This window comes from Citrobacter sp. Cpo142 (assembly GCF_030332425.1).
GTDB lineage: Bacteria > Pseudomonadota > Gammaproteobacteria > Enterobacterales > Enterobacteriaceae > Citrobacter > Citrobacter portucalensis.
In genome coordinates this window covers 1-11,352 of sequence record NZ_JAOWHW010000152.1, presented here as the reverse complement: position 1 = coordinate 11,352, position 11,352 = coordinate 1, and the positions used below count along the sequence as shown (strand labels likewise).

Sequence of the window (11,352 nt, the reverse complement as noted above, 5' to 3'; positions counted from 1 at the left end):
TGGTAAGCAGAGTTTTTGAAATGTAAGGCCTTTGAATAAGACAAAAGGCTGCCTCATCGCTAACTTTGCAACAGTGCCCGTAGATTTACGTGCATAGCCGATTTTCATTCTTTTCTCGCTAATTAGTTATGGGGTTATTGTTATGTTGATACAGTAACGAGTTTTGTTACATGAGGGGAGTCATTTTTCGGGAGAAGTCAGGACTTTTCAAGACTGTCACAAAAACCATCGTTTTTGATACATTAATTTAACCAATAGGTTGCAGATCAAATCGCCTGTAACAGCCTTTCTGGCTGTTTGTCGTTTTCAGAAGACGGCTGCACTGAACGTCAGAAGCCGACTGCACTATAGCAGCGGAGGGGTTGGATCCATCAGGCAACGACGGGCTGCTGCCGGCCATCAGCGGACGCAGGGAGGACTTTCCGCAACCGGCCGTTCGATGCGGCACCGATGGCCTTCGCGCAGGGGTAGTGAATCCGCCAGGATTGACTTGCGCTGCCCTACCTCTCACTAGTGAGGGGCGGCAGCGCATCAAGCGGTGAGCGCACTCCGGCACCGCCAACTTTCAGCACATGCGTGTAAATCATCGTCGTAGAGACGTCGGAATGGCCGAGCAGATCCTGCACGGTTCGAATGTCGTAACCGCTGCGGAGCAAGGCCGTCGCGAACGAGTGGCGGAGGGTGTGCGGTGTGGCGGGCTTCGTGATGCCTGCTTGTTCTACGGCACGTTTGAAGGCGCGCTGAAAGGTCTGGTCATACATGTGATGGCGACGCACGACACCGCTCCGTGGATCGGTCGAATGCGTGTGCTGCGCAAAAACCCAGAACCACGGCCAGGAATGCCCGGCGCGCGGATACTTCCGCTCAAGGGCGTCGGGAAGCGCAACGCCGCTGCGGCCCTCGGCCTGGTCCTTCAGCCACCATGCCCGTGCACGCGACAGCTGCTCGCGCAGGCTGGGTGCCAAGCTCTCGGGTAACATCAAGGCCCGATCCTTGGAGCCCTTGCCCTCCCGCACGATGATCGTGCCGTGATCGAAATCCAGATCCTTGACCCGCAGTTGCAAACCCTCACTGATCCGCATGCCCGTTCCATACAGAAGCTGGGCGAACAAACGATGCTCGCCTTCCAGAAAACCGAGGATGCGAACCACTTCATCCGGGGTCAGCACCACCGGCAAGCGCCGCGACGGCCGAGGTCTTCCGATCTCCTGAAGCCAGGGCAGATCCGTGCACAGCACCTTGCCGTAGAAGAACAGCAAGGCCGCCAATGCCTGACGATGCGTGGAGACCGAAACCTTGCGCTCGTTCGCCAGCCAGGACAGAAATGCCTCGACTTCGCTGCTGCCCAAGGTTGCCGGGTGACGCACACCGTGGAAACGGATGAAGGCACGAACCCAGTGGACATAAGCCTGTTCGGTTGGTAAGCTGTAATGCAAGTAGCGTATGCGCTCACGCAACTGGTCCAGAACCTTGACCGAACGCAGCGGTGGTAACGGCGCAGTGGCGGTTTTCATGGCTTGTTATGACTGTTTTTTTGTACAGTCTATGCCTCGGGCATCCAAGCAGCAAGCGCGTTACGCCGTGGGTCGATGTTTGATGTTATGGAGCAGCAACGATGTTACGCAGCAGGGCAGTCGCCCTAAAACAAAGTTAGCCATATGAACTCGGAATCAGTACGCATTTATCTCGTTGCTGCGATGGGAGCCAATCGGGTTATTGGCAATGGTCCTAATATCCCCTGGAAAATTCCGGGTGAGCAGAAGATTTTTCGCAGACTCACTGAGGGAAAAGTCGTTGTCATGGGGCGAAAGACCTTTGAGTCTATCGGCAAGCCTCTACCGAACCGTCACACATTGGTAATCTCACGCCAAGCTAACTACCGCGCCACTGGCTGCGTAGTTGTTTCAACGCTGTCGCACGCTATCGCTTTGGCATCCGAACTCGGCAATGAACTCTACGTCGCGGGCGGAGCTGAGATATACACTCTGGCACTACCTCACGCCCACGGCGTGTTTCTATCTGAGGTACATCAAACCTTCGAGGGTGACGCCTTCTTCCCAATGCTCAACGAAACAGAATTCGAGCTTGTCTCAACCGAAACCATTCAAGCTGTAATTCCGTACACCCACTCCGTTTATGCGCGTCGAAACGGCTAACCATTCCGTCAACGGGACGCCAAAATGCTGCGCATTTTGGTTCCCTCCGCTGCGCTCCGGCTCTCGTTACGTCCAACGTTAGCACCACTGAAACCCAGCTTTATTTAGCTCATGTTTATTCAAACGGCATTTAGCTTTTCAGGCGTTATTCAGTGCCTGTTTTGCCTTTTTTCCGGGCTTCGCCTGCATGGGCTGCGCAGGTTTTCAGTCTTTTTGGCCTCTAGCCCTTGCGTAGCAAGCGCAAGCAGCTATCGTTTTTGCAGTGCTGTGCCGCCTCGGTGGCGCAGCGTTTTTTCACGGTTAGCGCCCGTCGCCAAATTCAAGTTATCCGTTTTGGCTTCTGGTTCTAACATTTCGGTCAAGCCGACCCGCATTCTGCGGTCGGCTTACCTCGCCCGTTAGACATCATGAGGGAAGCGGTGACCATCGAAATTTCGAACCAACTATCAGAGGTGCTAAGCGTCATTGAGCGCCATCTGGAATCAACGTTGCTGGCCGTGCATTTGTACGGCTCCGCAGTGGATGGCGGCCTGAAGCCATACAGCGATATTGATTTGTTGGTTACTGTGGCCGTAAAGCTTGATGAAACGACGCGGCGAGCATTGCTCAATGATCTTATGGAGGCTTCGGCTTTCCCTGGCGAGAGCGAGACGCTCCGCGCTATAGAAGTCACCCTTGTCGTGCATGACGACATCATCCCGTGGCGTTATCCGGCTAAGCGCGAGCTGCAATTTGGAGAATGGCAGCGCAATGACATTCTTGCGGGTATCTTCGAGCCAGCCATGATCGACATTGATCTAGCTATCCTGCTTACAAAAGCAAGAGAACATAGCGTTGCCTTGGTAGGTCCGGCAGCGGAGGAATTCTTTGACCCGGTTCCTGAACAGGATCTATTCGAGGCGCTGAGGGAAACCTTGAAGCTATGGAACTCGCAGCCCGACTGGGCCGGCGATGAGCGAAATGTAGTGCTTACGTTGTCCCGCATTTGGTACAGCGCAATAACCGGCAAAATCGCGCCGAAGGATGTCGCTGCCGACTGGGCAATAAAACGCCTACCTGCCCAGTATCAGCCCGTCTTACTTGAAGCTAAGCAAGCTTATCTGGGACAAAAAGAAGATCACTTGGCCTCACGCGCAGATCACTTGGAAGAATTTATTCGCTTTGTGAAAGGCGAGATCATCAAGTCAGTTGGTAAATGATGTCTAACAATTCGTTCAAGCCGACCGCGCTACGCGCGGCGGCTTAACTCCGGCGTTAGATGCACTAAGCACATAATTGCTCACAGCCAAACTATCAGGTCAAGTCTGCTTTTATTATTTTTAAGCGTGCATAATAAGCCCTACACAAATTGGGAGATATATCATGAAAGGCTGGCTTTTTCTTGTTATCGCAATAGTTGGCGAAGTAATCGCAACATCCGCATTAAAATCTAGCGAGGGCTTTACTAAGCTTGCCCCTTCCGCCGTTGTCATAATCGGTTATGGCATCGCATTTTATTTTCTTTCTCTGGTTCTGAAATCCATCCCTGTCGGTGTTGCTTATGCAGTCTGGTCGGGACTCGGCGTCGTCATAATTACAGCCATTGCCTGGTTGCTTCATGGGCAAAAGCTTGATGCGTGGGGCTTTGTAGGTATGGGGCTCATAATTGCTGCCTTTTTGCTCGCCCGATCCCCATCGTGGAAGTCGCTGCGGAGGCCGACGCCATGGTGACGGTGTTCGGCATTCTGAATCTCACCGAGGACTCCTTCTTCGATGAGAGCCGGCGGCTAGACCCCGCCGGCGCTGTCACCGCGGCGATCGAAATGCTGCGAGTCGGATCAGACGTCGTGGATGTCGGACCGGCCGCCAGCCATCCGGACGCGAGGCCTGTATCGCCGGCCGATGAGATCAGACGTATTGCGCCGCTCTTAGACGCCCTGTCCGATCAGATGCACCGTGTTTCAATCGACAGCTTCCAACCGGAAACCCAGCGCTATGCGCTCAAGCGCGGCGTGGGCTACCTGAACGATATCCAAGGATTTCCTGACCCTGCGCTCTATCCCGATATTGCTGAGGCGGACTGCAGGCTGGTGGTTATGCACTCAGCGCAGCGGGATGGCATCGCCACCCGCACCGGTCACCTTCGACCCGAAGACGCGCTCGACGAGATTGTGCGGTTCTTCGAGGCGCGGGTTTCCGCCTTGCGACGGAGCGGGGTCGCTGCCGACCGGCTCATCCTCGATCCGGGGATGGGATTTTTCTTGAGCCCCGCACCGGAAACATCGCTGCACGTGCTGTCGAACCTTCAAAAGCTGAAGTCGGCGTTGGGGCTTCCGCTATTGGTCTCGGTGTCGCGGAAATCCTTCTTGGGCGCCACCGTTGGCCTTCCTGTAAAGGATCTGGGTCCAGCGAGCCTTGCGGCGGAACTTCACGCGATCGGCAATGGCGCTGACTACGTCCGCACCCACGCGCCTGGAGATCTGCGAAGCGCAATCACCTTCTCGGAAACCCTCGCGAAATTTCGCAGTCGCGACGCCAGAGACCGAGGGTTAGATCATGCCTAGCATTCACCTTCCGGCCGCCCGCTAGCGGACCCTGGTCAGGTTCCGCGAAGGTGGGCGCAGACATGCTGGGCTCGTCAGGATCAAACTGCACTATGAGGCGGCGGTTCATACCGCGCCAGGGGAGCGAATGGACAGCGAGGAGCCTCCGAACGTTCGGGTCGCCTGCTCGGGTGATATCGACGAGGTTGTGCGGCTGATGCACGACGCTGCGGCGTGGATGTCCGCCAAGGGAACGCCCGCCTGGGACGTCGCGCGGATCGACCGGACATTCGCGGAGACCTTCGTCCTGAGATCCGAGCTCCTAGGGATCGCCTCAGAAAACGGAAAATAAAGCACGCTAAGCCGTAAGTAAGCGTGCTCCTGTGAAAGCCACAGCTAAAACTGCGTAGTACACATAGAGGTATTTTTTTCTAGATTTATATCGAATTTCGTTATCGAATTTCGCTTATTATTGATCAACTCGTTGCAGATCATGAAGGCGAAAGTATGACGAATAACCCTACCGATGACAGCAGACCATGGTCGGTCTTTCTTATTTTTCTGCGGCTTGGATTGACATCTTTTGGCGGCCCCATTGCGCACTTGGGCTACTTCCGCGCCGAATTTGTCACACGGCGGCGCTGGCTCTCCGAACGGAGCTATGCTGACTTGGTCGCGCTTTGTCAGTTCTTGCCAGGGCCTGCAAGCAGCCAGGTCGGCATAGCGGTAGGACTGTCTCGGGCTGGATACAGCGGGGCGCTGGCTGCTTGGGCTGGCTTCACGCTGCCGTCTGCCATAGCCTTGATCCTTTTTGCGCTCGGCATCTCCAGCTATGGCGATTACGTCTCGCAGGGCGCGTTGCATGGCTTAAAAGTGGTGGCTGTGGCCGTGGTCGCTCAAGCAGTATGGGGCATGGCGCGTAACCTATGCACGGATGGGCTGCGAGTCACCATCATGGCAATTGCTACCTGCGTCGTTTTACTTGTGCCGTCCGCGTGGGGACAGGTTGGCGTGATTGCTATCGCAGGCATCGCAGGCCGGTTATTGTTCAAGCCAGCGAAAGTTGTTGAGCATGACCCCCTACCTATCACGGTCAGTCACCGGGCCGGCGTGCTTTGGCTCTCGCTGTTCTTTGTCTTGCTGATTGGCCTGCCGGTGTTGGCCGAACTGATGCCAAGTCAAACCATGGCAATGGTGGATTCCTTCTATCGTGTCGGATCACTGGTGTTCGGCGGTGGTCACGTTGTGCTGCCATTACTGCAAGCCGAAGTGGTGCCCTCCGGCTGGGTCAACAATGAATCCTTTCTCGCGGGGTACGGGGCAGCTCAAGCGGTGCCCGGCCCTTTGTTCACGTTCGCCGCGTTTCTTGGTGCCTCGATGAACACCGCCCCGTCGGGCTGGATCGGCGGCATTGTGTGTCTGCTGGCTATCTTCGCGCCCTCGTTCTTGCTGGTCGTCGGATCAATGCCATTTTGGGAGCGTTTGCGCCGCAATACAGGCATCCAAGCTGCGCTGGCCGGGATCAATGCCGCTGTAGTCGGCTTGCTGCTGGCCGCGCTGTATCAGCCTGTATGGACTAGCGCCATCTTTCAGCCGCAAGACTTCGGCTTGGCATTAGTTGCCCTTGTCGCACTTATGTTCTGGAAGCTCCCGCCGTGGCTGGTTGTCCTCGGTAGCGGTGCAGCTGGGTGGCTGTTGAGCGTCGCTCTGTGAGGCACAAAAAATGACTGACAAAGACCTCTACGGCGGTTTGATCCGCCTGCACATCCTTCACCATGCAGCCGAGGAACCTGTCTTTGGGCTGGGGATCATCGAAGAGCTACGCCGACACGGCTACGAGATGAGCGCTGGCACCGTGTACCCGATGCTGCACGGCCTGGAAAAAAAAGGCTATCTGACCTCACGCCACGAACGCACCGGGCGACGTGAACGGCGTGTTTATGACATCACTGAACAAGGCAGAACTGCACTTGCTGATGCGAAAACAAAGGTCAAGGAGCTGTTCGGAGAGTTGGTAGAAGGTGGTTGAGTTTTTGCTTCTATGTCAGGTTGAGCTATACCCTAACTGGATTGTCATTTTCAGAAGACGACTGCACCAGTTGATTGGGCGTAATGGCTGTTGTGCAGCCAGCTCCTGACAGTTCAATATCAGAAGTGATCTGCACCAATCTCGACTATGCTCAATACTCGTGTGGGCTCTGTTGCAAAAATCGTGAAGCTTGAGCATGCTTGGCGGAGATTGGACGGACGGAACGATGACGGATTTCAAGTGGCGCCATTTCCAGGGTGATGTGATCCTGTGGGCGGTGCGCTGGTATTGTCGCTATCCGATCAGCTATCGCGACCTTGAGGAAATGCTGGCGGAACGCGGCATTTCGGTCGACCATACGACGATCTATCGCTGGGTCCAGTGCTACGCCCCGGAGATGGAGAAGCGGCTGCGCTGGTTCTGGCGGCGTGGCTTTGATCCGAGCTGGCGCCTGGATGAAACCTACGTCAAGGTGCGGGGCAAGTGGACCTACCTGTACCGGGCAGTCGACAAGCGGGGCGACACGATCGATTTCTACCTGTCGCCGACCCGCAGCGCCAAGGCAGCGAAGCGGTTCCTGGGCAAGGCCCTGCGAGGCCTGAAGCACTGGGAAAAGCCTGCCACGCTCAATACCGACAAAGCGCCGAGCTATGGTGCAGCGATCACCGAATTGAAGCGCGAAGGAAAGCTGGACCGGGAGACGGCCCACCGGCAGGTGAAGTATCTCAATAACGTGATCGAGGCCGATCACGGAAAGCTCAAGATACTGATCAAGCCGGTGCGCGGTTTCAAATCGATCCCCACGGCCTATGCCACGATCAAGGGATTCGAAGTCATGCGAGCCCTGCGCAAAGGACAGGCTCGCCCCTGGTGCCTGCAGCCCGGCATCAGGGGCGAGGTGCGCCTTGTGGAGAGAGCTTTTGGCATTGGGCCCTCGGCGCTGACGGAGGCCATGGGCATGCTCAACCACCATTTCGCAGCAGCCGCCTGATCGGCGCAGAGCGACAGCCTACCTCTGACTGCCGCCAATCTTTGCAACAGAGCCCGCCGTGCTAGTCTGCTCGGTGATGGTGGAGTGAAGCCAACCCGCAATCGGGTTATGAATCTGCATCGCGATTCGCAATCAGCTGTCTCTTGAGCATGTCGAACTCCTGCGATGTTATCTCGCCGTGCTCGTGCTGCTACACCAACTTGTCCAACTCATCCGCCACACCGCTCCCCACCACCTGCGATGGCCAGGTTGTTTGCTGGGCGCATTGGCGGAGTATCGTCTCGACCCGGGACACCCACACCGGCACAACCTTACGGGAGTGATTCACTGTCAAAGAATCGGCCCGGTGCTCTGACGCAAGTATCGGGATGGTCACCATTTGTAAGCCGTAGACCTGAGTGGTGATCAAGACTTCGATACCACCGACCGTACCGGTACTAATCGACGACGGTCGTGTTCGTCGCCTGCCGCAGGGACTCTGCACACCTCCGTTTACGCATGTGCCTGGAGGAGTTGGAAATCGTCGTGTTCGGGAAACATTAAACACAGGATGGCAGCGATCTGAGCCAGCACATGATCAGCTAGCTCACCATCCGGATCGACGGCCCACTGCATCGTCGCGCCAGCGATGACCGAGTGCAGGAGCAACTCAGCTGCCGCAGGAGCACCTGGGGGCAGTCGCTTGCGGATCCCCTCCACCACCGCGCGGTTCCGCTGGATCGCAAGCGTGCGTAGCTCCGGCACCTGGAGCTCGTACCAGGAGATGAGATAGTTCACCGAGAAGTCGTTGCGAGTGTTCATGCTCCGAACGAGCACCTGCAAAAATTCCCAGAGCCCTTGCGGCCCTGCGCCTATCGGTATCGCATTCAGGTAATGCCGCACCTGCTCGACGCCGCGCTCCATCATCCTCACCAGCAGCGTATCGCGGTTGGTGAAGCGCTGGATTAACGCTGCGCGGGAGAGCCCCACCTCCTTTGCTACTCCGCTGAGCGTGAACTCTATGGGACCGCAACGCTTCAGCACTACGGTGGCGGCCTCGAGTACCTCGTCATCGGACTTGAGCTTGGGGCGGGGCATCAGTGTTCACCTTCTGTATGGGTTGGGGCGGAGGCTGTGGCTGCCGCCGCCATTGTAGCAAATTGAAGACGGAGCGAGAGTAGAGCCACGAGCCCCGCAAACACGGCCGATACAACGAGGCCAGGGAGCGGACCAGCAAGGTCGACAAACGCGCCGGCCGCAAGCATAACCATGGGCGAGGCTGACAGCATCACCGCCGAGACCGTGCCGAGTACCCGGCCGAGAAGTTCTGGCGGCGTGCGGTTGTAGATGGCAGCGTTGAGAATGGGAGAGACTGAGCCGGTCAGCAGTCCCACGAGCGCGCCCAACAACATCAGCACCGGCACGCCTGGCAACTGTGAAAGCAGAAGCGAGCCCACCGCAGAGCCACAAAATGCCACCGCCAGCCAGTTCTGCGCTGATATCCGGGCGCCGACCGACGCATGAATGGCAATGCCAAGGAGACCACCAGCCCCCATCATTGAGGAGAACAGCCCGAGCTCTGCTACTTGGCGTCCTGCATCTACAAACAGCGCAGGCATGATGACGCTGCCGTTGGCGCCAACGATGCCCACGAAGATCATCACTATACCAAAGAGAGGGCGCAGCAGGGGTTCGCTCCAGAGAAAAGCGACGCCGGCGCGCATGGAGAGAGTCGCCGTCGTGGTCATCGTCCGAGCGGCACGCGCGGGAAGCACCCACGCGCCGAGCAGACCTGCAAGGACGGAGCAGAACGCCGTCAGCCCGAGCGTTGGCGCAGCGCCAAGCAGGCCGATTGCGGCCCCCCCAAGGGCCGGGCCACCTAGAATCGCGACGTTCCCGATCACCGCTTTCAGTGACGAGACGCGCTCAACGGAGAGCCCGGCGACGTGGCCGAGTTTGGGCAGCTCACTGTCCTGCGCGGCCATACCGGGTGCGTCGAACGCGGCACCGAGCACCACGCAAGCGATCAGCCCAGTGTTCGAGAGGGCGCCAACGGCATCGAGCAGTGGGATGCTCGCCATGGCCACGCCGCCCACCACACCCGAGATCAATGCGACGGGCGCGCGCCCGAACCGATCGACGAGGCCACCACCAACCCACGCGCCGATGATGGTCGCGATGACGCTGCTAGCGGCCGTGGCGCCCGCCCAGGCCGCGCTCTTTGTATGAGACAGGACGAACCATGGAAGCGCGAGGGCCGCCACCGCGTTGCCGATCCGGAAGAGAAAGGTCGCCGCGAACAGCGTCGCGAGCGGGCTATATCGACGTTCGCTCATTCCGCTGCGGCGAGCTGCGCCTTCGCCGCAGCGAGGTACTCTTCGTTACCCGAGTCGAGGGCGAAGAGTGCGTAGGTGACCGCCCCGAACGCAAGGCGCTCCGCGATGTGGTGGGCGAGCCGCGGCCACACCCGGCCACCGGCCGCTTCATACGTGAGGAGGAGCTTCGCGAGCCCCTCTTCACCAAAGACCATAAGGTGCGCGGCCATGTCGATGGCAGGGTCATCAACGCGGGCCTCGCTCCAGTCGATCATCCCGCTGACGCGCTCCGTGTTGTCGATGAGCACATGGCCCACGTAGAGATCGCCATGCACCACCACGGAGAAATCTGGCCACGACGAATCGTCGTCGAGCCAGCGCTGCCACCGGTGGAGGCGCTTGTCGTTCACCACGAACTCGCGTCGGACGCGGTCAACGTCGTCGGCCACCTTCTGACGGGCCTGCGTCGGTGTACGGATGAGCATCCCCGCATCCACGGCGGCGGAAATGGGGACGGCATGCAGGGCGGCGAGCGCGGTCGCGAAGCTCTCCGCGAAGACCTCCGAGTCCTGCGGCACGACCCAGTCGGGCGTGGACGAACCAGGCTGGATGACCATCGCAGTCGAGTCTTCGAGCATGGGATAGGCAACGAGCTCGGCGTTGGCCACGCGCCAGTCCGGCACCGCGAACGGCAGGCGATTCTTGAGCATTGCCAGCACCCGCGCCTCTGGTTCGACCTTCGCGCTTACCTCGGCTCGGCGCGGGATGCGCAGCACCCACCGACGTCCATCGTCGACGGTGGCGATCACGATCCTATAGTCGAGCCCAAGCTCATTGACAGTCAGCGGGCCATGGAGCTTGAGCCCATGTCGGGCTGCAAGTGCGTACAGTTGGGAGGTATCGGCGGTCGTGACTACGGTCATGATTCACTCCTGAGGGCTTGACGGGTTTAGCCACCTAAATGTAACAGTCACGTCGGTTATATTCAATCCGGCACTGTTGCAAAGTTAGCGATGAGGCAGCCTTTTGTCTTATTCAAAGGCCTTACATTTCAAAAACTCTGCTTACCAGGCGCATTTCGCCCAGGGGATCACCATAATAAAATGCTGAGGCCTGGCCTTTGCGTAGTGCACGCATCACCTCAATACCTTTGATGGTGGCGTAAGCCGTCTTCATGGATTTAAATCCCAGCGTGGCGCCGATTATCCGTTTCAGTTTGCCATGATCGCATTCAATCACGTTGTTCCGGTACTTAATCTGTCGGTGTTCAACGTCAGACGGGCACCGGCCTTCGCGTTTGAGCAGAGCAAGCGCGCGACCATAGGCGGGCGCTTTATCCGTGTTGATGAATCGCGGGATC

12 protein-coding genes and 2 pseudogenes are annotated in these 11,352 nt (G+C 57.9%); 9 read left to right on the top strand and 5 right to left on the bottom strand.

Annotated features, from left to right (window positions below; translation table 11 throughout):
* Nucleotides 1–500: 500 nt before the first annotated feature.
* Nucleotides 501–1,514: a class 1 integron integrase IntI1 gene (gene intI1, locus OGY18_RS27125; RefSeq protein WP_000845039.1), complete on the bottom strand. Its 1,014-nt coding sequence runs from the start codon at nt 1,512–1,514 to the stop codon at nt 501–503.
* A gap of 144 nt (nt 1,515–1,658) precedes the next feature.
* Between intI1 and dfrA12 the strand changes: the two genes are divergently transcribed.
* The 9 genes and pseudogenes from dfrA12 (at nt 1,659) to OGY18_RS27075 (ending at nt 7,698) form a co-directional block, all read left to right on the top strand.
* Nucleotides 1,659–2,156, top strand: a complete 498-nt coding sequence (gene dfrA12 / locus OGY18_RS27120) for a trimethoprim-resistant dihydrofolate reductase DfrA12 (RefSeq protein WP_001083725.1) — start codon at nt 1,659–1,661, stop codon at nt 2,154–2,156.
* Nucleotides 2,157–2,267: 111 nt separating this feature from the next.
* Nucleotides 2,268–2,558, top strand: a complete 291-nt coding sequence (locus OGY18_RS27115; RefSeq protein ID WP_001336345.1) for a DUF1010 domain-containing protein — start codon at nt 2,268–2,270, stop codon at nt 2,556–2,558.
* Between the two features lie 5 nt (nt 2,559–2,563).
* A complete protein-coding gene (locus OGY18_RS27110; protein ID WP_001206356.1) occupies nt 2,564–3,355 on the top strand; it encodes an ANT(3'')-Ia family aminoglycoside nucleotidyltransferase AadA2 in 792 nt (263 codons plus the stop codon).
* A gap of 163 nt (nt 3,356–3,518) precedes the next feature.
* Nucleotides 3,519–3,866 carry a quaternary ammonium compound efflux SMR transporter QacE delta 1 gene (locus OGY18_RS27105; RefSeq protein ID WP_000679427.1) on the top strand — a complete coding sequence of 116 codons (348 nt, stop codon included), beginning with the start codon at nt 3,519–3,521 and terminating at the stop codon, nt 3,864–3,866.
* Entirely contained in the window at nt 3,860–4,699 is an 840-nt protein-coding gene (sul1, locus tag OGY18_RS27100; RefSeq protein ID WP_000259031.1) for a sulfonamide-resistant dihydropteroate synthase Sul1, read from the top strand. Before OGY18_RS27105 ends, sul1 begins: the two co-directional genes overlap by 7 nt.
* Nucleotides 4,700–4,826: 127 nt before the next feature.
* Nucleotides 4,827–5,024 (top strand): annotated as a pseudogene (locus OGY18_RS27095) (hypothetical protein); the annotation flags it as partial.
* 161 nt (nt 5,025–5,185) lie between these two features.
* Nucleotides 5,186–6,391 (top strand): chromate efflux transporter, encoded by a 1,206-nt coding sequence (gene chrA / locus OGY18_RS27090; RefSeq protein ID WP_000184001.1) that lies wholly within the window; start codon nt 5,186–5,188, stop codon nt 6,389–6,391.
* Between the two features lie 10 nt (nt 6,392–6,401).
* The gene (locus OGY18_RS27085; RefSeq protein ID WP_000130000.1) at nt 6,402–6,707 is read left to right on the top strand and encodes a PadR family transcriptional regulator; all 306 of its coding nucleotides are present in this window, start codon (nt 6,402–6,404) and stop codon (nt 6,705–6,707) included.
* A gap of 226 nt (nt 6,708–6,933) precedes the next feature.
* Nucleotides 6,934–7,698, top strand: coding sequence for an IS6-like element IS6100 family transposase (locus tag OGY18_RS27075; RefSeq protein ID WP_001389365.1), 765 nt, complete (start codon nt 6,934–6,936; stop codon nt 7,696–7,698).
* Between the two features lie 492 nt (nt 7,699–8,190).
* Here the strand turns inward: OGY18_RS27075 and mphR(A) are convergent, their stop codons facing one another.
* From mphR(A) to OGY18_RS27055, 4 genes and pseudogenes are all read right to left on the bottom strand, one after another.
* Entirely contained in the window at nt 8,191–8,775 is a 585-nt protein-coding gene (gene mphR(A), locus OGY18_RS27070; protein ID WP_001137892.1) for a macrolide-binding transcriptional repressor MphR(A), read from the bottom strand.
* Entirely contained in the window at nt 8,775–10,013 is a 1,239-nt protein-coding gene (gene mrx(A), locus OGY18_RS27065) for a phosphorylated macrolide efflux MFS transporter Mrx(A) (RefSeq protein ID WP_000004159.1), read from the bottom strand. Before mrx(A) ends, mphR(A) begins: the two co-directional genes overlap by 1 nt.
* On the bottom strand, nt 10,010–10,915 hold the full coding sequence (locus OGY18_RS27060; RefSeq protein ID WP_000219391.1) for an Mph(A) family macrolide 2'-phosphotransferase: 906 nt from the start codon (nt 10,913–10,915) through the stop codon (nt 10,010–10,012). The genes mrx(A) and OGY18_RS27060 overlap by 4 nt, the downstream gene beginning before the upstream one ends.
* Before the next feature lie 121 nt (nt 10,916–11,036).
* Nucleotides 11,037–11,352, bottom strand: a pseudogene (locus OGY18_RS27055) (IS6-like element IS26 family transposase); the annotation flags it as partial.